The sequence below is a fragment of the Acutalibacter sp. LFL-21 genome (assembly GCF_025630755.1).
In the GTDB taxonomy this organism is placed as follows: domain Bacteria; phylum Bacillota; class Clostridia; order Oscillospirales; family Acutalibacteraceae; genus Acutalibacter; species Acutalibacter stercoravium.
Genome location: NZ_JAOTNT010000002.1, coordinates 166,782 through 187,471, shown reverse-complemented (window position 1 = coordinate 187,471; position 20,690 = coordinate 166,782). Strand labels below are relative to the sequence as shown.

At 54.9% G+C, this 20,690-nt stretch carries 21 protein-coding genes and 3 tRNA genes; 2 read left to right on the top strand and 22 right to left on the bottom strand.

Annotated elements, in window-relative coordinates:
- Window positions 1-70: 70 nt before the first annotated feature.
- The 7 genes from feoB to ODJ80_RS03165 all read right to left on the bottom strand — a co-directional run bounded on the left by feoB (window position 71) and on the right by ODJ80_RS03165 (window position 5,458).
- Window positions 71-2,140 carry a ferrous iron transport protein B gene (gene feoB / locus ODJ80_RS03195; protein ID WP_263040884.1) on the bottom strand — a complete coding sequence of 690 codons (2,070 nt, stop codon included), beginning with the start codon at window positions 2,138-2,140 and terminating at the stop codon, window positions 71-73.
- 61 nt (window positions 2,141-2,201) lie between these two features.
- Window positions 2,202-2,441, bottom strand: a complete 240-nt coding sequence (locus tag ODJ80_RS03190; protein WP_263040883.1) for a FeoA family protein — start codon at window positions 2,439-2,441, stop codon at window positions 2,202-2,204.
- Between the two features lie 283 nt (window positions 2,442-2,724).
- Window positions 2,725-2,800, bottom strand: a tRNA-Thr gene (locus ODJ80_RS03185).
- 3 nt (window positions 2,801-2,803) lie between these two features.
- A tRNA-Asp gene (locus ODJ80_RS03180) sits at window positions 2,804-2,880 on the bottom strand.
- A 162-nt stretch (window positions 2,881-3,042) separates the two neighbouring features.
- A complete protein-coding gene (locus tag ODJ80_RS03175; RefSeq protein ID WP_263040882.1) occupies window positions 3,043-3,966 on the bottom strand; it encodes a polysaccharide deacetylase family protein in 924 nt (307 codons plus the stop codon).
- A gap of 192 nt (window positions 3,967-4,158) precedes the next feature.
- On the bottom strand, window positions 4,159-4,596 hold the full coding sequence (locus ODJ80_RS03170) for an Hsp20/alpha crystallin family protein (protein ID WP_263040881.1): 438 nt from the start codon (window positions 4,594-4,596) through the stop codon (window positions 4,159-4,161).
- A gap of 220 nt (window positions 4,597-4,816) precedes the next feature.
- Window positions 4,817-5,458, bottom strand: coding sequence for a YczE/YyaS/YitT family protein (locus tag ODJ80_RS03165; RefSeq protein WP_263040880.1), 642 nt, complete (start codon window positions 5,456-5,458; stop codon window positions 4,817-4,819).
- 147 nt (window positions 5,459-5,605) lie between these two features.
- On the opposite strand from ODJ80_RS03165, the gene ODJ80_RS03160 reads away from it, so the two are divergent.
- A tRNA-Trp gene (locus ODJ80_RS03160) sits at window positions 5,606-5,681 on the top strand.
- Window positions 5,682-5,937: 256 nt separating this feature from the next.
- On the opposite strand, the gene ODJ80_RS03155 is transcribed toward ODJ80_RS03160, so the two are convergent.
- The 10 genes from ODJ80_RS03155 to ODJ80_RS03110 all read right to left on the bottom strand — a co-directional run bounded on the left by ODJ80_RS03155 (window position 5,938) and on the right by ODJ80_RS03110 (window position 16,599).
- Window positions 5,938-7,155, bottom strand: a complete 1,218-nt coding sequence (locus ODJ80_RS03155) for a tyrosine-type recombinase/integrase (RefSeq protein ID WP_263040879.1) — start codon at window positions 7,153-7,155, stop codon at window positions 5,938-5,940.
- 882 nt (window positions 7,156-8,037) lie between these two features.
- A complete protein-coding gene (locus tag ODJ80_RS03150; protein WP_263040878.1) occupies window positions 8,038-8,382 on the bottom strand; it encodes a helix-turn-helix domain-containing protein in 345 nt (114 codons plus the stop codon).
- Between the two features lie 198 nt (window positions 8,383-8,580).
- Window positions 8,581-11,697 carry a leucine-rich repeat protein gene (locus ODJ80_RS03145; protein ID WP_263041027.1) on the bottom strand — a complete coding sequence of 1,039 codons (3,117 nt, stop codon included), beginning with the start codon at window positions 11,695-11,697 and terminating at the stop codon, window positions 8,581-8,583.
- 54 nt (window positions 11,698-11,751) lie between these two features.
- Window positions 11,752-13,233 carry a recombinase family protein gene (locus tag ODJ80_RS03140; RefSeq protein WP_002578775.1) on the bottom strand — a complete coding sequence of 494 codons (1,482 nt, stop codon included), beginning with the start codon at window positions 13,231-13,233 and terminating at the stop codon, window positions 11,752-11,754.
- Window positions 13,234-13,317: 84 nt separating this feature from the next.
- A complete protein-coding gene (locus ODJ80_RS03135; RefSeq protein ID WP_173655274.1) occupies window positions 13,318-13,494 on the bottom strand; it encodes a hypothetical protein in 177 nt (58 codons plus the stop codon).
- Between the two features lie 103 nt (window positions 13,495-13,597).
- Window positions 13,598-13,798 (bottom strand): hypothetical protein, encoded by a 201-nt coding sequence (locus tag ODJ80_RS03130; RefSeq protein WP_002578773.1) that lies wholly within the window; start codon window positions 13,796-13,798, stop codon window positions 13,598-13,600.
- Between the two features lie 236 nt (window positions 13,799-14,034).
- Window positions 14,035-14,457, bottom strand: coding sequence for a sigma-70 family RNA polymerase sigma factor (locus ODJ80_RS03125; protein WP_002578772.1), 423 nt, complete (start codon window positions 14,455-14,457; stop codon window positions 14,035-14,037).
- Window positions 14,458-14,849: 392 nt separating this feature from the next.
- Entirely contained in the window at window positions 14,850-15,017 is a 168-nt protein-coding gene (locus ODJ80_RS03120) for a cysteine-rich KTR domain-containing protein (protein WP_124987983.1), read from the bottom strand.
- Between the two features lie 3 nt (window positions 15,018-15,020).
- Window positions 15,021-16,100 carry a 23S rRNA (adenine(2503)-C(8))-methyltransferase Cfr(C) gene (cfr(C), locus tag ODJ80_RS03115; RefSeq protein ID WP_263040877.1) on the bottom strand — a complete coding sequence of 360 codons (1,080 nt, stop codon included), beginning with the start codon at window positions 16,098-16,100 and terminating at the stop codon, window positions 15,021-15,023.
- Window positions 16,101-16,122: 22 nt separating this feature from the next.
- Window positions 16,123-16,599 carry a MarR family winged helix-turn-helix transcriptional regulator gene (locus ODJ80_RS03110; RefSeq protein ID WP_002578770.1) on the bottom strand — a complete coding sequence of 159 codons (477 nt, stop codon included), beginning with the start codon at window positions 16,597-16,599 and terminating at the stop codon, window positions 16,123-16,125.
- Window positions 16,600-16,824: 225 nt separating this feature from the next.
- Between ODJ80_RS03110 and ODJ80_RS03105 the strand changes: the two genes are divergently transcribed.
- Entirely contained in the window at window positions 16,825-17,187 is a 363-nt protein-coding gene (locus ODJ80_RS03105) for a helix-turn-helix transcriptional regulator (RefSeq protein ID WP_118637930.1), read from the top strand.
- 191 nt (window positions 17,188-17,378) lie between these two features.
- Here ODJ80_RS03105 and ODJ80_RS03100 read toward each other — a convergent pair whose 3' ends face one another.
- The 5 genes from ODJ80_RS03100 to ODJ80_RS03080 all read right to left on the bottom strand — a co-directional run bounded on the left by ODJ80_RS03100 (window position 17,379) and on the right by ODJ80_RS03080 (window position 20,640).
- Window positions 17,379-18,722: a relaxase/mobilization nuclease domain-containing protein gene (locus tag ODJ80_RS03100; protein WP_263040876.1), complete on the bottom strand. Its 1,344-nt coding sequence runs from the start codon at window positions 18,720-18,722 to the stop codon at window positions 17,379-17,381.
- Window positions 18,723-18,869: 147 nt separating this feature from the next.
- On the bottom strand, window positions 18,870-19,160 hold the full coding sequence (locus ODJ80_RS03095; RefSeq protein ID WP_263040875.1) for a CD1845 family protein: 291 nt from the start codon (window positions 19,158-19,160) through the stop codon (window positions 18,870-18,872).
- Between the two features lie 156 nt (window positions 19,161-19,316).
- Window positions 19,317-19,667, bottom strand: a complete 351-nt coding sequence (locus tag ODJ80_RS03090; RefSeq protein ID WP_002578766.1) for a plasmid mobilization protein — start codon at window positions 19,665-19,667, stop codon at window positions 19,317-19,319.
- The gene (locus tag ODJ80_RS03085; protein WP_002578765.1) at window positions 19,664-19,819 is read right to left on the bottom strand and encodes a hypothetical protein; all 156 of its coding nucleotides are present in this window, start codon (window positions 19,817-19,819) and stop codon (window positions 19,664-19,666) included. Before ODJ80_RS03085 ends, ODJ80_RS03090 begins: the two co-directional genes overlap by 4 nt.
- An 11-nt stretch (window positions 19,820-19,830) precedes the next feature.
- Window positions 19,831-20,640, bottom strand: coding sequence for a hypothetical protein (locus ODJ80_RS03080; protein WP_002578764.1), 810 nt, complete (start codon window positions 20,638-20,640; stop codon window positions 19,831-19,833).
- Window positions 20,641-20,690: the final 50 nt, after the last annotated feature.

The window sequence follows — 20,690 nt, the reverse complement described above, 5'->3', positions numbered from 1 at the left end:
GAGGACGTTTTGTCAATTTTATTTCCCGGGAAACGGGGAAATAAAAAGAGAGAGGGGCCTCCCCTCCCTCTTACACTCCCAGCGCCCGGCCCAACGCTGCCAGAAGATAACACAGGGCCAGCCCAAGGGCCGTGGGCAGCAAGAAGGACACCCCTGTCCATTTCAGGCTCCTGGTCTCCTTCCAGATGGTCCAGCAGGCGGTGGAGCAGGGCCAGTGAAACATGGAAAACACCATCACGCACAAAGCCGTCATCCAAGTCCAGCCGTTTTCCAACAGCAGGCCGTGCAGAGCGCCCAGGTCCCCGGCCTGGGTTAGGGCCCCCTGGGAGAGATAAATCATCAGCAACAGGGGAAGCACCAGCTCATTGGCGGGAAGGGCCAGCAGGAAAGCCAGCAGGATGGCCCCATCCAAGCCGAAGGGCCGGGCAAGGGGGTCCAAAAAGCCGGCGCACCAACCAAGCAGGTTCTGCCCGGAAACCGCCACATTCCCTAAGCACCAGATCAGCACCCCTGCGGGCGCTGCCACTGCCGCCGCCCGCCCCAACACGTGAAGGGTACGGTCCAGCACGGACCGCGCCAGCACCTGGCCCACCCGGGGGATTCGGTAGGGGGGCAGCTCCAGGGCAAAAGCAGAGGGCATTCCCCGCAGTACGGTTTTGGAAAGCAGGAAGGAGGCTCCCAGGGTCATTCCCAGGGAAAGGGCCAGCAGTCCCGCCAGGAAGAGCGCTTTCAGAACAGCTCCTGACGCGGCGCTCCCCACAAAGAACAGAGCGGACAGGGTGATGAGCAGGGGCAGCCGCCCGTTGCAGGGGGTTAGGCTGTTGGTCACAATGGCGATGAGCCGCTCCCGGGGAGAGTTAATAATGCGGCAGCCCACCACCCCGGCGGCATTGCAGCCCAATCCCATGGAGATGGTCAAAGCCTGCTTTCCACAGGCCCCGCACCCCCGAAAGCAACGGTCCAGATTATAGGCCATACGGGGCAGGTAGCCCAAATCCTCCAGCAGGGTGAACAGGGGGAAAAAGATGGCCATGGGGGGCAGCATCACCGCCACCACCCAGGCGAGCGTGGTATAGGCGCCATCCACCAGGACGCCTGTGAGCCATTCCGGCGCGTGGAGCTGAACAAACCCCTGCCGCAGCCAGTCCCCCAGGATTCCAAAACCCTGGCTGAGCAGCTGGGAAGGCACATTGGCCCCGGCAATTGTCAGCCATAACAGAAAGAGCAGGAGCAGGCCCATCAAGGGAAATGCCGTCCACTTGCCTGTGAACAGCCGGTCCAACTTCCGGTCCCGGGGGCTGTAGCCCCGTCCCATGCCCGTAACCGTCTGCCGGGCCAGCTCCTCCGCCCTCTGGGAAAGAGCCCCCGCAATGGCGTCGGAAAAATCCTGGGCCGTCGTTTCAGACCAAGCCTCCTGGAGGAGGGCGGCCGCTTGGGAATCCCCACGAAGAGGAAATCCCAGGCTTTGAGCAAGCGCCTCCCCTTCCCCCTCTAACAGCCGCAGGGAAAGCCAGCGGGGGCGGGCCTGCCGCCCCCAGCAGCGGCACGCCAGGGGGCAAAGGCGGTCCACGGCGGCTTCCACCTTCTGGGGATACCGTACTGGAAAGGGAATGGTGGGTGGCTCTTGACGGGCCACCCGCACCGCCGCCTCCAAGAGCTCTCCCACCCCCTGGTTCCGGCGGGCTGCGCAGCCCACCACTGGCACCCCCAGCCGGTGGGAAAGCCCTTCCAAATCCACCTGAATTCCCTTTTTCCCCGCCTCGTCCAGCAGATTGACACAGACCACCACTTGAGTGGTGATCTCCAGCACTTGCAGGACCAGGACAAGGCTGCGCTCCAGGCAGGTGCCGTCACAGATCAGGACAACGGCGTCCGCTTGGCCGGAGCAGAGAAACTCCCGGGCCGCCCGCTCCTCTGCCGTGTGGGACAGCAGGGAGCAAGTGCCGGGCAGGTCCACAAGCCGGTACTCCTCCCCCTGAAAGAGGCAGCGGCCCTGGGCGCTGCCCACAGTCTTCCCCGCCCAGTTGCCCGTGTGCTGCCGCAGGCCCGTCAAGGCATTAAAGACCGTGCTTTTCCCCACGTTGGGGTTGCCCGCCAGGGCAATGATTCCAGCTGGGGCAGCTTCCTCCCTCTCTCCCACACAACCACACTCCTTCCATGCAGGGCAAAACGCCCACCCTGTGTTTGGCCCGGGCGCTTTGCTATTCGACTGGCTGAACCGTCACGGCCCGGGCGTCATCCTGCCGCAGTGCGATCACAGCGCCCCGCACCCGATAGGCGGCAGGGTCGCCCAGGGGGCTTTTCCCTAGACATTCCACCCAGGCGCCGGCCAGCAGGCCCAACTCTTGCATGCGCCGGCGCATGGCCCCTTGAGAGGCAGCTCCCACCACCCGGGCCCGTTGGCCAGGAGCCAGCTGGGACAGGTCAAGCAGTGATTTCATGTCGTCCCCTCCCCTTACACCACTGTATTCCCAAAAGCCCTTTTTGGTGACAGGTACAGAAAAGGGGCGCCCTGCTGTAGGGCGCCCCTTGGCGCCTTTTCAATTTGAGAAAAAGGCGGAGCTGCAAAGTTTTTTAAACCGGATTGCCAGTGAATAAACGGCTTTTCGCCCTTGGCCGCGCACCAGCGGCCCATATAGCGAAAACGGAGGCATGTGGAGCAGACGGAGAAACGGGACTTTGCACAAACAAAAAACGCGGTAAGCTTTCCGCTTACCGCATTTTTGGAGCTGCTAACCAGATTTGAACTGGTGACCTCGTCCTTACCAAGGACGCGCTCTACCGACTGAGCCATAGCAGCACATGGCGACCCGGAACGGGCTCGAACCGTCGACCTCTAGCGTGACAGGCTAGCGTTCTAACCAGCTGAACTACCGGGCCATCTGTGGGACGTCCACCGGATGACCCATCCAGCTTTTCCCTTGTGCACGGAACATCTCCGAGCGACGTGTGCTATTATACAATACCCAAAGCCGGTTGTCAACCCTTTTTTCGCCAAGGAGGGCAAAATTTTTCCAGGCAGCCCAACGGAGGCTTTTCAGCTTACCCCACCCACTGCAAAAGCTCCGCGTCCGTAGTGGAGGGCTTGACGTAAAACCGGTTCAAAGCGTACAAGCTCTCTGGCACCCGGGGCAAAAGCCTCGCCTTCCCCGGGTGGATGGTGAGGGTGCACTGTACCCCGTAGGACTGAAGGAGCTTCTCGCTGCGGGCGTCATAACTTCCGCCAGGATAGGACAGGGCGGTCACAACCTGCCCGGTGGCCTCCTGCAGTTGGGAGCGGGAACGCTCCAAGTCCGCCAGCAAAGCCTGGGCATACTCCTCCTCGGTCTCCCAGGGCTGGCGCAGGATGTTGGGCCGCAGGCATTTTCCGCCGCCCACGGTCTCAAACGCGCACCACTGGTGCATGTCATAGGTATGGCTCTGCAAAGAAACCAGGCCGGAGTCCGCCATCTCCCGAGCCTGTTCCCAGGTGAAGTGAGGCGTCATGGGAAGGCCGGTATCTTTATAGGTATTCTTGCCCACCGAAACCCCAATGACAAACACCGTGGCTTTCATCTCAAATTCCTTCAACAGGGGAAAGGCCAGCTCATAGGTGCTGCTGTACCCGTCATCAAAAGTCAAGCACACCGGCTTATCCGGCAGGGGCTCTCCCCTGGTGGCAAAGGCAATGAGCTGTTCAATGGAAACCGTGTGGTATCCCTCTTTGCGCAAAAGCTCCAGCTGCCGCCGGAACTGCCCCACCCACAGGGTATCCTGGCCAATGGCAGGATCGTCCGGCTCCTCCACCAAATGGTGATACATCAGAATGGGGACCTCTGTAAATTGGGGCTGAACCCCCTTATCCGCCGAGGCCATCCAATTGATGCCTGTAAGGCCCTTTGCCTGGACGGCAAGCCCACAGGTCCCCACCAAAAGAACCAGGGACAAAAAAGCGCACAGGGCGCGCCTGCACAGGTTTCTTCTCATTTCACGCATTCTCCTTTTCTTCTCCCACCCATTTGGGAGAGGGGCACTCTGCCTTTGATTATAAAAGCATCTCAAGGCTTTGTCAAATGGAAGGGACTGGGCAAGCCAGCCTCTTGGGCAGCAAAAGGGGCGCCATTCCCTTTGGGAACAGCGCCCCTTTCTGGTTACAGGGCACAAAAGCCGGACGGTATATTATTGAATGTCCAGCCTCCGGCTGGTAGGAACGGTGGTGGGGTTCTTCTTGGGCAGCGTCAGCTTCAGCACACCGTTTTCGTAACTGCCGCTGATCTCCTCGCTCTTGATGTTGGAGATGTTAAAGCTGCGGCTAAAAGACCCATAGGAGCGTTCCCGGCGCACATAGCTGTTTTTGTCATCCTTTTCCTCGGTCTCCGTATTCCGCTGGGCGGAGATGGTCAGATAGTCGCCGTCAATGTCCACAGCGATATCCTCCTTCTTCATGCCGGGCAGGTCGGCCTCCAGCTCATAATGGTCGCCTTTGTCCTTGATATCCGTGTTAAACCCACTGCTCATATCGCCGAAGAAGGACTTCTCCCAATTTTCCAGCTCCCGGAAGGGATTGTACGCCAAATGGTTTCTGCGTTCAAAGGGCATCATATCAAACATACTCATACATCATACCTCCTAGAAAAACCGATTGTGTCAATTGTATCCTGAAAGATGAACTTGTAATCTTACCACTGGGGTTCTACTTCATTGTGCTCGCCTTTCTTTCTGTTTCTGGTATCTATTGTAGGCGCGGTATATGAAGAAATTATGTTAACTCGATGAACAAAATGTGAATTTTAGCACTCGTTAAAATTGAGTGCTAAAATTTTCAGATTTCATCAAGCTATATGCTCATTTTATCCCAGAGTTTTCCCAGTTGCTTGGCCAGGAGGCCCACAAACACAGCAGCGGCCACTGTCCCCTCGCGCACGCCCTGCACCTGCCCTGTAAAGAGCAAGGAAAGCACACAGGCCGCTGCCACCAGCGTCACATCGAACCCCACCTTCATATAGCCGAACTTGGCCTTGGGGATCACCTGGCAGAGGGCTAAAACCACGCCTTCCCCTGCCAGGACCACCACACCGGCTTTCACCTCCATGCTGACCCCAATCGCCACCAAGAGAATTCCCACCAGACACGCCAGCCATTGCTGCATGTAATTGACACAGGGGAGCCCCTGCACGGCCCAAACGCCAAAATCTGTGAGATATCCAAAGAAAAATGCAACCGGCAGCTGCATCAGCTGAATGAGCTGGTACTTCTTCCGCAGAACCGCAATTTGAATCACAATAAACACACAGTGCATGACAATCGTCGCCGTCCCCACTGTCAACGGCGTAAACTGGCTGACCGCATAAGGGACGCTGGAAATCGGGGAGGTCCCCAGGTTTCCCTTAATGGAGAAGGCCACTCCAAAGGCCATAACGGTCAAACCAGCCAACAAAAGGATATACCGCTTGATCAAACTCACAATATCCTGCCGCAAAATGCACCCTTCCTCTCAGTTTTTTCTTTTTTATTATAGCATATGGGGATGAACTGTCAAAAAAGCGAACACATTGCATCTTTTTTTCAAAAAAGCAATTGACAATTCCTCTAGGAGATGATAGAATAAACAAGCAAAATTTGAGATAGGGGTATAGCTCAGTTGGTAGAGCAGCGGTCTCCAAAACCGCGTGCCGAGGGTTCGAGTCCTTCTGCCCCTGCCACAAAACCGGCAGAAACACTGCGTTTCTGCCGGTTTTCTTTTTACATGTGTTGTATGGTTATGGTGTTCACACTGGTTCAGACAGCGGCTTTTCGCATCCGTTTGTCCCTGCCTACAACCGTTCTCATCCTCTCCAGCACCTAAAACGCACCCGGTTTTGCCCATTTTCGGCTTTTCCGGGTGCGTTTTTGTGTTTTTTGCCCTTTTGGACGCGCAAAATTTTCAGGCTGGTTTTTGTGCACTCTGACTCATAGCATTCACAGGTTGAAGTCGTTAGTGATGCCATGTAGACGAGAAGTATCCTTTTTGACGTAATACAGTTCGGTGATTTGGCTAGTGCTGTGACCCAACAAGTCAGCTACCTGTCTGGGTGTCAAGGATTTGATGCTGCCGTCTGCTTGTTTGATACCATTCACCAAGTTGGAGGCGAAAGTGTGACGCAAACTGTGCAAACCCTTCTTTGCAATCCCCGCTGCTTCCAAGATTCTATAGTAGCGCTTGCGGAAATTCACGGGCCTGGTGAAGTTGCCATGTTCATCTGGTACCAAGGGTGTATCCTCTCCGAAGTATGCTTCCTTTCGCAACTCCTGGATCATAGCGATAGCTGTTTCGTTCAAGGGAACCGTACGCTTGCTGGTGACCGATTTCAGCTTACCCACTTTCACATCTCTGCCCGGTTCCACTTGCAGGCCGTCCCGCCGCCAGACTTCTTTCACACCACGCTCCAGGCGCAAAACCCGGTGCTCTAGATCGATATCACTGTTGAGCAAACCAAGTAACTCTCCCGTACGAAGACCGGTGTTTAGCATGAGGATGTAGGCTGCCGCCTGCTGATATTTGTGTTTGCCATTGGCAAAGGTGGAGAACGCTTCTTGCTTGAACTTGGCAATCTCTGTGGGTCTGAACACAGTCACCTGCTCTTGCTCTGGTAAACATTCCTTGTCTTGGGCCGCCAAGAAGTTGGATTTCTTCATCATGGGCACGCTCTGCATTGGATTCTTTTGTATGAAGCCTTCCTCTGTCAAGTAGCGGAAATACTCGTTGAGGAGAATATGTACCTTCTTTACTGTAGTGTAAGCATAGCCTTGCTCCATCCAATGGTTGAGGACAGATTTCAGATCCGCTGCTGTTATGTCCCCCACGATCTTGTCCCCGATCAGTGGGTAGACCTGATGATTAGCGGTACATTCCAGACGGTCATACGTTGTCCGCTCCACCGAGGGAAACTTGAAAACTTGCAGCCAATGGGTCAGGCTGTCCTTTATGGTTTTCTGAGATTCATCCGAGTTGCGAACTTCCTCGTTGAACTGGGCAATGTAGTTGGTGATCTTCATCTGGGCCTCGGTCTTTGTCTTGCTGGAGAACACTTTTCGTTTCTTCTCTCCGTGTTCATCGAAGTACCAGATGACACTTTGCCAGCGGCCATCGGTTCTCTTGAATACGTTACCGTTGGTGGTCAATCTTTTTTTCGGCATCTTCCTGTCCCCCTCTCTTAACCCCCAACACTACCCGATATGTTCTTCCTATGTCCAGCCGTATGTTCTGAACCATGTGGAGAAAAAACTCCCTGCCTTTTGGTGGTTTTACACCCACCTTGGGCGGGGAGATTTCTTTGGGCCTATTCTTTGTTTACTCTACCGCAATTTTTGAGGTGGGGCACCCTCCTTAATGCAGAGGAAAAGAAGAGAATTTTTCGAGGGGGTGCGGGGCTTAGCCCCGCACTTTGTGCCAGGCTGGACAGCCAGGCGCTCTGCTTGCCCTGCTGATAGCAGGAAATTGTTGTAACCCCTATCCTGACACCGTAGGGAAAGGCTCTACACTGGGAAAATCTGGCATTCACGACACCCAGTTTGACGCCAAGGCCCCAAAACCGACCCCTAAAAATCGGAAAATTGACGCCTTGCAAAATTCCCGGAGTGGCCGGCTCTGCCGGCCACTGTGAGCCCGGGTAGGCGCCGTTCTTAGGCGCCTACCCTTTCACCTGCTCTTTTTTCACACCTCCGTTTTGCTGCTCAATGTTGGAGTTATGCGCGCTGCCCTCAGCCTTCTCCAAACCTGTCCTCTCAGCGAAGAAAGATTCTCTTTTCCACCGAGCCCATCCCGGACTTCAATGCGCTGCCATTGCAGGCTCGCCCGGGCCTGCTTTTTCTTTTTCTGCCTGCCCTTTGCCCGTCAGCCTTACCTCACCCTCCTATGGGAAGACGTTTTTCCTCTCACCCAGGTTTCCCAGTGCCCCTGGATTCGGCCACAACTGCCCCACACGACTCCAACGGGGCCGGTAACCCGTTTCGCTGGTGTTGCTTCCCTACCCGGCTCTTAAAACCGCACACACGCTCTCACAGGGCCGAGTTTGGATTTCACCGTCTTTTTCTCCCTGGCTTTCTCCCCGGCATCCCAGTTAGCTGACGCTCCAAGCGGTAATTTACCGCTTCTTGGATGGGCAGGATTGTGTAAAGCAGCGTCCCGTTTCTCGCGGTGCCGTCCAACGTCCACACGGTGGTCGGCAGGGTTTCGATAAGACGTTTGTCCTCCAGCCGGGTTATGTATTTCCGTACCGTGTTCGGGCTCATGCCTGTGCGTTCCCCAATTTTCCGAAAGCTAGGGTAGCACAGGTGGGTTTCCCTGTCCTCACAAAACAGCAGGTACGCGTAAACAGCGATCTCGCCGGCGCTCAATCCCAGGGTGAAGATCTCGTTGGGCAAAAGAAAAAATCCTCCCCAATGGTGTTTCCTCTTGCAAGTCCTTCTCATATTTTTTCAGTCCCCTCTCCACCCATTTTTGAAATTGTGTCCGCGAAGTCCTTTTCTTTGTTTAAGCGGCTCAACTTTTTGCGTGGGGGGTAACCCCCTTTTTTCGGGCAAGCAAAAGGCCGGGATCACTCCCGGCCTCCGCATAAAAATTCAATTTTCCACCACGTTCTGGTCGAACCGCGTCAGGATGCTTGCCGCCTGGGCACGGGTGGCCGTGCCAGTGGGGTCAATCAAGCCGTTCTCGTGGCCGTTGATAAGCCCCTCACCGTTGGCCCAGCTCATGGCGGTTTCTGCCCAACCTGCAATGGAACCAGCGTCCGGGAAGGTAGAAAGGTCACCCTGAGCGGACAGGTCGTAATCCTTGTACTTGGCGTAGTTATATAGCATCTGGGCGAACTCCTGGCGGGTGATGCTGTCCGTGGGTTGGAACGTTCCGTCCCCGTAGCCGGTGGCCACACCAGTGATTCTGGCCCAGTACACGGCGTTGCCGTACCACTGACTGGCGTCCACATCGCTGTAGGGGTAGCCCAGATTCTCGCCGGAGATATCCGGCTGGCCCTCCAGGTTGTAGAGGATCTGCACCGCCATAGCCCGGCTCAAAGTGCCGTTGGGCTGGAAGGCAGTGCCGCCCATGCCCTCCATAATGCCGTTCAAGTAGGCGTATCGAACGGCCTGTTCATACCAAGCGCCGCTGGCCACATCGGTGAAGGGCAGCTGGTGGGTCTGCTTGTCGATGATGATGGCGTACTGGCTGGCGTGGGTCATCCGCAGGCGGGCGGTGCCGTCCTCTTTGATCTCGCCGCTGGTCTCGTAGTTGAGAGTCTCATCGTCCTCGTCATAGTGGTAGAGGTTGGCCCAATACCCTGCGTTTTCCGCCCCCAGGGGAGCCGTCAACGTCAAAATGAAGCCGAACTCCCCGTCGTGGGCCAGGGTGATCTGCACGCTGCTCACCTCTCCAGTGATGGCGTTGATCACGTCCACATTGATTCCTGTGGTGTTCAGGTTCACGCCAAAATCCATATCCCCAAAGGAGGCGCCTGCGGGTACATCGTTACCGTCCACCGTCCAGGAGACATTTTCTCCCATGTCCAGAATCACCGTCACGTCCCGGCCAGCGATGGTTTCCCACACCTCGGCGGGCACCTCCGTCTCACCGTTCATGTCGATGGTGATGGTTTCGCCGTCCTTGGCGTTCTCCAGCTCCTGCTGGATGTTCTCCCAGCCTTTGCTGCCGCCAGTCGAGGGGCCCTCGGGCTTCGGGTCGGGACGGCTGGGCACGCCGCCGCCGGAGCTGATGGGGCTCCAGCCGGCGGTGACGGTTACCTCATGGGCGGGCATGGTGAAGGTCAGGGGATTGGCGGTGGTGTCCGATACATCTGCCCCGGTCACCGTCCAGCCGGAGAACTGGTAGCCGCTGTTGGGGGTGGCGGTGAGGGTGATGTCGGTCCCCGCGGGATAGCAGTTGTTGCTTCCACCTGGCGAGACGCTGACAGTGCCGCCCTCCGCCTGCTTCACCGTGAGGGTGTGGACCGACGCGATCTCCAGATATGTGTCACTCCGGTTGTATTGATATTGCCCCTCGTCGCTGTCGCTGTAGGTGTACGGGCCGCTTTCCTGGGTGCGCCAGGCGTAGGGGTTGTCCTGTTTGACGATGACATCATTGTTTGAAGCAACCGCGCTATTATAATTCTTGCCTGAAACTCCCGTAGCTACGATGCGGCCACTGGTAACCTTGATGGTGATCGCGCCACTATTTTGCACACCGTAGCTGGAGATAGCCGTTCCGCCTTTGGCCACCAACTCGCCGCTGACAGTCAATGATCCAGAGTACAGACCCATACTTTGTCCAATCGAATTACCTCCGATGCCGGTCAGCTTGCCGTCCTCCTGGACGGTGACGCTGGTGGCGCTAACGCCCTGGCTGTCGTATCCCGTCCCGCCTTGGCCGGTCAGCTCGGCGCCGGAGACCGTGAGCGAGCCGTTCAAAACGCAAGCGCCGTAGCTGCTGCCATTATAATTAATCGCTCCGCCGGTGGCGGTGAGGGAACCTTCCCCGGTGACCGTCAGATTTTCGCCAACGACATATATGCCGTAGGTGGTGGTGTAAGAACCATCATTATCATAATTGCCGGACTCTGTGACGCTGTTCTTCCCCTCCAGATCAATAGTCAGGTTTTTGTTGGCGAAGATAGCTGCGTAATAGTAGTAAGTGCCAGATGCACCGCTATTTTTCGTCTGGTATTCGTACCCCGGTCCGGTATACGAAAAGTTGCGGAGCGTCAGGGTGTAGCCGGTGGTGTCATCCCCTGTGAGGAGAGCATAGCTGTCGGTGGGGGTGGTGCTGGTCTCAACAACGGTTTGGGACCAGCCTGAGGACTCTGGAACAACATAATAGGTATTTACCTTCAATGGGGTCTTGCCGATGTAGATTCCTGTTGTTTTCTCAAAGTTGGCCGTCACCGTCACGTCGGCGGCGGGCATGGTGAAGCTCAGCTGATTAGCGAAGGTGCCATAATCATTGACCCCATTCACCTCCTCCCAGTCAGTGAAATAATAGCCGCTCCCCGCCACAGCGGTGAGTGTGACTTGTGTCTCCACCTGTACCAGGGAAGTGCCGGGAGTTACTGTGCAACTTTTATCGCCGCCGATTTTTTTCACGATCAAATGCCGGTAGGTGGTAGTCTGTCCCCCGGTGCCGCGGACAACGTAATTGACCCCCGTCGGCCAGTTGCCCCCGCCGTAGCCCTGGGCGGTGGGGATGTTGATCGTTTTGAGGGAGACGCAGCTCTCAAACGCGCCATCCCCGATGGTTAATCGTTCGGAAACCCCGTTAAAGGTAACCGTTTTGAGCCTGTTGCAGCTCTCAAACGCGCCATCCCCGATGGTTAATCGTTCGGAAACCCCGTTAAAGGTAACCGTTTTGAGCCTGTTGCAGCTCAGAAACGCGTGGTCCCCAATGGAGGTGACATTGGCCGGGATGTTGATAGAAGAAAGGATTGTGCAGGCCTGAAACGCGGAGGCCCCGATGGTTTCCAGTTTAGAATCTATGTCAAAGGTGACCGTTTGGAGACCGGTGCAGCTCAGAAACGCGTGGTCCCCAATGAAGGTGACACTGGCCGGGATGCCAATAGAAGTAAGGCTTGTGCAGCCCTCAAACGCGTAGGCCTCGATGGCTGTCAGCTGGGATTCCTTGCCAAAGGTAACCATTTGGAGGCCGAAGCAAGAATGGAACGCATAGCGCCCAATGGAGGTGACACTGGCCGGGATATTGATATCAGTAAACTATTTTTTACAAGGGCATAATGCCAAGTGAAAAAGGTTTTAGATTTTCCAGTGGATTGTAACGCTCTCACTGGTCGCGTCAATGTGGGATATGAGAATATCCACCACCTTGCGCTTATCGTCAAAACTCACGGACTCCCAATCGTTGAGGTAATTCGTGATACAGTCAATTTGCGTGTCCGAAACGGAATTAGCGGTAAGGTCTGCTACCAGCTTTAACTGCTTTTGTCGTTCTGTGTCCAGCTCCTCGATCCGGTTATTTGCGTATTGCAGGAGCAGCGGATTGGCCCCGGACAAAGTGTCCAGAAGTTTCTCGATCTCGCTTTCCGTCTTTGCCAGGGCAACACGGGCGGCGGTCAGCTTTGGATTATAGCCCTGTTCCTTGCCGCCTTTCAGCGTGTGATACTTCCGCATTTTCTCCACCATCTCGCCATACACAAAGGACTCCATGCTTTGCGCCGTCAGCGTACCGGCCCCCTCGCAGCTCCCGTTATCCGCCCGCTGCTTGCACCGCAGGTAGGTAACACCGTTTTGAGCTCGCAGGGCAGTCAAAGCATAACCGCAGCGCCCACACTTGATTTTCCCGGCCAGCCAGGTATTATGGCATTTGCGGCCATTCTGGAAAGACGTGTTCTGTGACAGCTTGCGCTGGACGGTCAGCCAGAGCTGGGAAGTAATGCGGCCCTGGTGCGGGGCGATCACAAGGATCTGTTCCTCGCCCTCGCGCCCTTGGTAGAGATAGCAGCTATTGTCCCCTGTGAACATTTCCGGGGTGCTTTCGATTTTCACGCCCTGGGCCTTGAAGTATTCGTAGATGTCCATATCTGCCTGGACATAGACGGGGTTTCTCAGCAGTTTGGAGATAAAGGCCCGCTGGAGCGCCTTGTCATAGACCTTAATGGAGTGTTTGACAAAGTACCGGGTTATATCGCCGTAGGAATTGCCCGGCTCCGCGTACATTTGAAACATCAGCTCGGCAAAATCCATTTCCGCGTTTTCCACCAGCTTCTTTGTCTTGATCCCGTCCATAACGATGGGCTCGGTATCAAAGCCGTATGGCGTTCGGCCCCGCATATAGTAGCCTTTGGTACACCGGGAATAAAAAGCGTCCTGCACACGCATTTGGATGCTTTCCCGTTCCAGTTGGGCAAATACGATACAGATATTGAGCATCGCCCTGCCCATCGGGGTAGAGGTATCAAATTTTTCCGTACAGGACACAAACTCCACATTGTACTGCTTGAACAGCTCCATGAGCTTTGCAAAGTCCACGATGGAGCGGCTGATCCGATCCAGCTTGTAGACGATCACCCGCTTGATGAGCCCCAGCTTGATGTCCTGCAAAAGCCTCTGGAAGTCCGGGCGCTCAATGTTCTTGCCGGAGTAACCTTTATCCTTGTACTCCCGGCCCTCACCGCCTTTCAATTCGTAACGGCAAAATTCAAACTGACTTTCAATGCTGATACTGTCCTTTTTGTCAATCGACTGCCGCCCATAAATCGCGTCAATTCTGTTATCCATAATTAGCTCCCTTTCTATCAGTGGGAGCCAACCTACAACTATATTATACCTCTGATGCCCCCATACAACAAGGATGACTCCGGCCTACCCCCGCCGCCCGGCATACTTTACAAACACATCAAACAGCCGCCGCTCGATCTCACGGTCACGTTTGTCCCGCTCCTGCGGCGGGTAAATGGGGGTAACATTCTTGACGGTGATCGTCCGATCACCAAGAACGGCAGTTTTGAACTCGCTTTCGTATTTGACCTGTGCCTGCATAAAATACCTCCCTCTGAAAACAGTATGGATAAAGGAAACGGCCAGCACCCACATAGGGCGCTGGCCGCTTGACGGTATGGCCTCTGGACACTTTGTCCAGAAGTCAATAGGGGCTCCGCTCATAGTAGGCGCGGGCCTCCTCCAGTGTGGTATAGTCGAAAATCTCGTGGAGCTCCATCATCACTTGCTGAATGTCGGCGGGCTTGAAACCGCACCGTTCCATCGCGGAGATCACATAGCCCCGGCAGGCCCCCTCGCTCCACGGCTGAGAGAGCAGGGCCGCCAATTCTGGATCGTAGTTCATAGAGCGTTCCCCTTTTTCATAAAGATATAGGGGAGCGCCGCGCTCATTTTCTTGCCCCGTCATAAGACAGCATCCTCGGCGGCGGCGCTCCCCCGCAGAGAGGGGCGGCGGCTCGGAGAGCCGGACATTGATCCGGCCCCGCGCTATGGCTGTTGGCCCCCGCGTCCTCTTTGCGGAGAGGGAGAAATCCTCCTCTCATATACCTCCAGAAAAAAGGGCGAAAAGGAGATAGCAGATCAGAAATTTTTTCTCAAATATTTTTTCATGTGCGTAATGCCGCTTTTCACAGAGCGGCGGACAGCGCACTTGTCCACGCCCTCCTCGCGGGCGATCTGGCGGTAGGTCTTGCCGAGGATCAGATAAGCGTCCACCCGGCGGCCCTGGACTTCCGGCAGGGAGTTAAGGGCGTTCCACAACAGATAGAACATCTCCTTGCGATCCAGGAGCTCCTGGGGGCTGGGCTCGTGAACACAGGCGGAGTATTCGATCCCGTCATCACAGTCCAGGGAATAATAAGCCCTGTTGTAGCGCACCCGCTCCGCATGGGCGGCCTCGGCCCGCTTGCTGGCCATGAGCGCCTCGGCCACTTCATCGGTGACTTCGATATACTCATTGGTTAAGTACCAAGGGTAATAGTCTTTCAGATTGATAGTAGTCATTATATTTTCCTCCGTTCAGATTTTTGTGGGTGGGAGATCCAAACGGAGGCTGGCGGAGATCGACAGCCGGGGCCGCCAGCTTTGGGACAGCTTGTCCCAAGGTGAGGATATATAAAAGCGCCCGTACAGCATGACGCTATACGGACGCACGAAAATATATTTCTTTTTACATACTTAAATATTTCATGTTCGTAGCCAAACTGCCCCGGTGGGGGAACTACGCTTTTTTTAGCTGGTGAAGATCATGGGTAGTGTGAAAAAGCAAAATGAACACGACGATCCCCCCATGGAAACCGCCGTGTTCCTCCTAAAGTCATCGTATAAGGCGGTAGCTTTGATTGATACCCGCCAAAAAACAAAAGAGCCGATAACTCGCACCCAAGGGCTACGGATTATCGGCTCTGCGTCTGTGCGTCTGGCTCTTTGATAATAGATATATGAAATTGTTTGACACAGATAAGCATTTCACTTTTGCATTTGGGACAAAAGAGTGGGAAATTGTCAAGTATCGTGTCCTTTCGGATTTTAAGTCGTGTTTTGCTCTTGCACACAGGACACAAGAGCTATTCAAAAGACTGTTCTTGTATAGCGGACATTGTTCTCTCTCCTTGTTTTTGATCGTCACGGTAGGCCCCCGCCAACTGGCCACAAGCAGCGTTAATATCGGAGCCAAATTGCGTTCGGATATTGACGCTAATTCCTGCATTATGAATGATACGGCAAAAGGCCTTTATTCGTGTGTGGCTTGAGGGCACCATAGTTTCCGTAACTGTCGTTTGATTGTATGGGATTAAATCTAAATGGTATAGTGGCAAATACTTTTTGTGTTTGAATAACAACTTGGTAAGTTGCTCTGCGTGTCTGTCGCTGTCATTGACATCCTTTAGCATGATGTATGCCAAAAACACCTTGCGATTTGTTTGCCGAATGTGCTGATCTAATGTATCCAGTACCTGACCAAGGGGGTATGTTTTAGTTATTGGCATGAGCGTTTCCCTCAGACGGTCAGTAGGTGCGTGGAGGGAATAGGCCAGATTGACTTGCGGATATTCTCTTGTCAATTTTTGAATACCCGGCACGATACCGATAGTCGAAATGGTGATGCGTCGCTGGGACAGCCCGAACAGTTCCGGGGCGGTCAGATCATGCAGGGCTTCAAAAACTTGTGGATTAGCGAACGGCTCTCCCATTCCCATAAAAGAGATACTGTTGATACTGCATCCTTGTTGCATAAAATATAGGATTTGGTCGGTAATTTCATCCACAGTCAAGTTTCTGCGTAATCCCAAAGTCCCTGTTGCGCAAAACTTACAACCGAAGCCGCAACCGCTTTGAGATGAAATGCAAAAGGAGTTCCAGCCCTTTTTATAAAACAGACCCACCGTTTCCACACGGTTTCCGTCCGACAGTTCAAACAGCACCTTGTCAGTTTGCATTGATTTCTCATGATGGATCGCCTTGATCTCCACAACAGTTTCACCAAACTGCTCCACCAACTTTTCGCGCAGCGTTTTTGGAAGCAACTTCATATCTTCAAAACGCATAATTCCTTGTAGGAACACAGCATCAAGCAGTTGCTTATAACGATACTCAGGTAAGCGCATATCCGCTATGAGCTGTTTCATTTTTTTATACTTGGACATAATTATATTTTCTCCTTCTTATTTAATCGCAATCTTTCCTGTCTTGGTTCACCTCGTCCATAATGCGATAAAGTTTCTCGATCAAGCGACAATTATATTTTTCATTCAAACGAATATAAAGCTCTCTTTCTTCCGGTGATAATTCCGCAAGAGCGTCAAGCTCTGCCATGCGCAATATGCCAACCGTCTTTTCGGCAAAATCTCTACCAAACTCTGTGAACGCTATATTTTTCTTATTCCTTGTTCCGGGGATGGGCGAAAGAAACGCCACCCCTTTCTTTTGCAGGGCAGCTACGGCGGTGTTGATAGTTTGCTTGGGAATAGACCACTCGCTGCACAGGTCATACTGAGAGCACGGCGCCTCTGCGTCCAGCAGCGTATACAGTACCCCAAGTGAGCTATCAGAGATACCAATAGAAAAAGCAACTTTGTGATAAAGAGCTTCACTTTTATTGGACATTTTATTGAGTTGAGATAGCTGTTCTTTTATCTCTGTCATCTTAATCCCTCCAAACATCCGTACTCGGACACTTATATTGTAGTCCGAATACGGATGTTTGTCAAGAGGAACGACTTAGTATAGTCTTTCAATATTTGTTCGTAGCTGTCTTTCAAAATACATAATTTTATCATTTTGATATGGCGAAACAAAATACTACATAAACATAAAATTACACTTCGTTCAAATAATATCACCCGAAATGTAAAATAATATAGGGGTGAGATGAAAATGTACCAAGATGAACGAAAACTTGATTTTCACGCGCTGGGCCGGGAAATCAAGCGCAAAAGAGAAGCCAAAGGCTGGACACAGGAATACCTCGCACAGCTTGTAGACCGCACCCCGCGCTCTATCATGTATTTTGAAAACAGAGGACAACACCCCAGCCTCAATACTTTTTATCAGCTCGTCACCCTGTTGGATATTTCCGTAGATGATTTTTTCTATCCAGACAAGCAGAACGGCCAAAGTGATTGCCGAAAGCATATAGATCACTTGCTTAACGAAATGGACGAAAAAGAGCTAACCATTATTGAAGCCACAGCGGAGGGACTGAAAAGGGCCCGGAGAACGGAGGATGCGTAAGAAAAGCGTGTACCTCCGTTTTTTCATGCCATGTTGCGGGGATGCACGTTTCGGCAAGCAGGGCAGGTGTGCCCACACCTGCTATTTTTGCGTGGCCGGGGGCCCGCAAAAATGCTTGTTGGGGAGCTCCCCAAACCCGCTGCACCTCTGGACAAAGTGTCCAGAGGTGCTTGTTATCTGCGGCCCCGGCGCTACCGCTCCTGGGCCTTGTTCCGCTCGTCCGTGTGGCCGAGCAGACAGTCGATGTTCCCCTTGACCGCCACAGCCTCCCGCATATCCGCCTGGGCCTTGCGGTACTCCGCATAGAGGGCTTTTTTCTTTTCCGCCAGCTCCCGCCGCTGCTTTTTCAGCGCGTCCATCTTTGGGAGCTTCGCCCCATCCAACAGCTCATTGATCGCCGCCTTTGCCGCCCGGTAGTCAGCCAGCTCCGCCCCATGCTGGGCCAGATATTTTTTGCTGTACCGGGCCGCCTTGTAACCGTCGAATATGGGCCGCGTCTTTGCGTACTGCACCACCGCCCCCATAAGCTGGGAAGTATGGGAGAGAGCGGCCTCCGTGTCCCGCAGCTCCCCGGCAAGGGCGTGAAAGCGATCCACCGCCGCCTCGGTGCTGGCGGCCAGCGCGTCATAGTCGGTCAGACCATGCTCCCGGAGATACAGGAGCGCGGCGGCCATCTGCTTTAGGTTGTAGACCTTGGCCCACCGCTCGTAGGCCGGGCCTTTCCCCTGGGCCAGACGGTTCTGAATATCAATAATGAGATCAACGCGCCTGGGCGGGGGCGGGCCCTCCTGGGGCAGCTCCGGGATCGGGCGTTCCCCGGCAATCGCCGCCCGGATGTCATCGGGATCAAAACCGGGGCCCAGGGTGGATGCCCGCAGACGGGTGTACTTATCCTGCCCAGGGGCCAGGAACGAGATCGCGCCACCCCGCCCATGCTTCACTTGAAAGCCGGACTCCTCCATGAGCCGCAGAAACGCCGGGAAGTCGGTGGGCTTTTGCTCCAGAGCCGCTACGATCCCCAGCCGCACCCGCTGCTGGGCCGAGGGCGGCTTTTCTCCGATCCATTGTCCATAGTGAAGAAAGCGGCCCTTGCTGTGCTGCTTTGGATTTTGAATGACAGACAGCTCGTGCTCAATGCACACCCGGTCAGAGAGCCGCCGCACCGCAAAGCTGGAGCCGATGAAGTTATGGAATTTCCGGGAACAGTCCTGGGCGGTGGAGTTGTAATAAATGTGATTGTGAATGTGGCCCTTGTCAATGTGGGTACAGACAAAGAACTGATACTTGCCCTTTGTCCAGCGCATGGCCGTTTCATAGCCGATTTTGTTTGCCTCCTCCGGCGTGACCTCGCCGGGCGGGAACGCCTGCCGGATCTGAAAGAACAGGGCCCCGCGCTCCACGGCCCGGCCCGTTTCCGCCTGGTACTGGCTTTTCAGCAGTAGGAACTCAGCGGGGGCGGATGCAGGATCACAGAGATAGGCAGACACAGCCCCCAGCTTTTTCGGATTGAGCCCATAGGCAAACCGCTCCTCCATTGTCTGGATGGCCGTTTTCCCAGCCGCTACCTTGTAGGGCCGGATGTAGGTTGTAGCGATAGCCGCACCTCCTTTCCCAGCAGAAAAAACGGGCGGCGGTCTGTTCCACCCGCCGCCCGGAACTTCTGGACAAAGTGTCCAGAAGTATCAGCTTGCCATAAAATCCATCGCCGCATACTTCACACCATACAGGCGCTCCACCAGCCAGCCGCCCAGGGCCGGGAGCCCAAAGGGAGAAACCAGGAACGCCAGCACCAGCATGGCGATGCACCCGGTTTTCAATCCGGCAAACAGCCCGCAGACCGCCAGCAGGACAAAGGCGGTACACGCCAGCCAGCAGAACGCGCCCGCGATGCAGGAGAGGAACGAGAGCACCGCCACGGCGAGGATCAGCGCCAAAACAAAGGGGGCCGCGATGATTTTCAAAATTGTACGCATGGTTCATACCTCCTACAAAAGTTTGATATTTGCCTCTATATGTATATTATAACTCCGTAAGAGGGGGCAAACAAGGATGGCTCCGGCTGCCCCCACCTCTGGACAAAGCGTCCAGAAGCCGGGGCAGCCGGGGAGCGCAACGCTCCCCGGCAAGGGTCAAAGCTCTACCACCGCCGACAGCTTTTTGAGCAGGTCGGACAACGGTTCCCACAGGGTTTCATAGTCCCGCTGGAGGGCCTTGATCTCCTCCGGGTAAATGCCGCCGTAGGTATTGGCCTGGATCGCCACCTGGTTTAGATTATTGGAGCACCGACGCTGGAGCGATACCAGTTCCCGGACGGGCGAAAGGTCAACATGGAGCACATAGCCATTGAGGGCCATTTTCCGCACATAGGCCCCCAAGTTGCGGACGCCCGCCTCGGCCATGCGCTCCCGGATCAGCGCCAGCTCCTCCTCGGACACCATCACATGAAGATGGACAGGACGGCGGCGCTTTTTCTGGCTCACCGCTCCTCACGCTCCCGGCTCCGATAGGGGCGGGGCGGTTCCTTTACCTTGTCCAGCGGCTTTTCCTCCTCCGGGGGCTGGGGAGAGCCGAACACGCCGCACAGCCGCTTCACTTCCAGGTCAGCCCGATCCTGTTCCCTCTGTTTTTCCATACGCGCACCTCCTAACGCTCGCCCCTGTCGGGGGCTTTCTTTTTTGGGGCCTCCGGCCCCTGGTGCTCCTGGGCCTCCCGCTGGGCGGCCTTGAGCTGTTCGGCAATCGGTTGTTTGCCCTTTTCCTGCTTGTGGGCCTTAGCCGCTGCTTGACGCTCCACCCCACGGGCGCGAATAGACAACTGCTCCGGGGTGACATACTCTTTTACCACATAGCTGCCGAAGTCGGGATAAAACCATGTCAGCCGTTTTTGCTCCGGGGCGTGGTGGGCATCCTCCCATTTGCCCACGACCTGGGCCTGGGCATCCATCTGCCGCCGAATATCCAGATTTTCACGGGAGGGCCGCAGCTCATAATCCCGCATTTCCTGCTCAGTCAACGGCTGGGCATAGGTGATGGCCCCCCACGCCTGGAACGCCTCACCCTGCACCTGCTGGCGGTTAAAATAGATGTCCATGTGGACAGGCCGGTTGAAATAGCTTTTGGGATAGGTGCCCATGTCGATAGGCCGCTGGGTAGAGTAGTATTTGTATGTTTCCTTGTCCGGGGCCTGTTCCACCTCAAACACATGATAGCGCCGCTGATAGTCCTCAGCCCGGTTGTGCAAGTCGCGCTCCGCCATGTCCGGCTCGTTATGGTAGTGGCCCCAAAAATAGTCGCGGTGTCCGTCCTGCTCGTTAAATTGCCATGTCACATAGGGGTTCGGGGCCTTGGGGTCTTCCCCCAATACAAAGCCGCATTTATTATCAAACAGGATCGTGCGGCGGATCACATAGCCTTGATTTTCTTCCAGAATAACACCTCCTCTTAAATGTGCCATCACCTCTGGACAAAGTGTCCAGAAGCAGCGGGGATAGATGTGGAAAGCAT

Coding starts and splice junctions, on each gene's coding strand:
- ODJ80_RS03080 (WP_002578764.1), bottom strand. CDS start 20,640: ATGGCACATTTAAGAGGAGGTGTTATTCTGGAAGAAAATCAAGGCTAT.
- ODJ80_RS03105 (WP_118637930.1), top strand. CDS start 16,825: ATGAAAATGTACCAAGATGAACGAAAACTTGATTTTCACGCGCTGGGC.
- ODJ80_RS03155 (WP_263040879.1), bottom strand. CDS start 7,155: ATGCCGAAAAAAAGATTGACCACCAACGGTAACGTATTCAAGAGAACC.
- ODJ80_RS03110 (WP_002578770.1), bottom strand. CDS start 16,599: ATGACAGAGATAAAAGAACAGCTATCTCAACTCAATAAAATGTCCAAT.
- ODJ80_RS03140 (WP_002578775.1), bottom strand. CDS start 13,233: ATGGATAACAGAATTGACGCGATTTATGGGCGGCAGTCGATTGACAAA.
- ODJ80_RS03130 (WP_002578773.1), bottom strand. CDS start 13,798: ATGAACTACGATCCAGAATTGGCGGCCCTGCTCTCTCAGCCGTGGAGC.
- ODJ80_RS03085 (WP_002578765.1), bottom strand. CDS start 19,819: ATGGAAAAACAGAGGGAACAGGATCGGGCTGACCTGGAAGTGAAGCGG.
- ODJ80_RS03095 (WP_263040875.1), bottom strand. CDS start 19,160: ATGCGTACAATTTTGAAAATCATCGCGGCCCCCTTTGTTTTGGCGCTG.
- ODJ80_RS03175 (WP_263040882.1), bottom strand. CDS start 3,966: ATGAGAAGAAACCTGTGCAGGCGCGCCCTGTGCGCTTTTTTGTCCCTG.
- ODJ80_RS03125 (WP_002578772.1), bottom strand. CDS start 14,457: ATGACTACTATCAATCTGAAAGACTATTACCCTTGGTACTTAACCAAT.
- ODJ80_RS03170 (WP_263040881.1), bottom strand. CDS start 4,596: ATGAGTATGTTTGATATGATGCCCTTTGAACGCAGAAACCATTTGGCG.
- ODJ80_RS03135 (WP_173655274.1), bottom strand. CDS start 13,494: ATGCAGGCACAGGTCAAATACGAAAGCGAGTTCAAAACTGCCGTTCTT.
- ODJ80_RS03100 (WP_263040876.1), bottom strand. CDS start 18,722: ATGGAGGAGCGGTTTGCCTATGGGCTCAATCCGAAAAAGCTGGGGGCT.
- ODJ80_RS03190 (WP_263040883.1), bottom strand. CDS start 2,441: ATGAAATCACTGCTTGACCTGTCCCAGCTGGCTCCTGGCCAACGGGCC.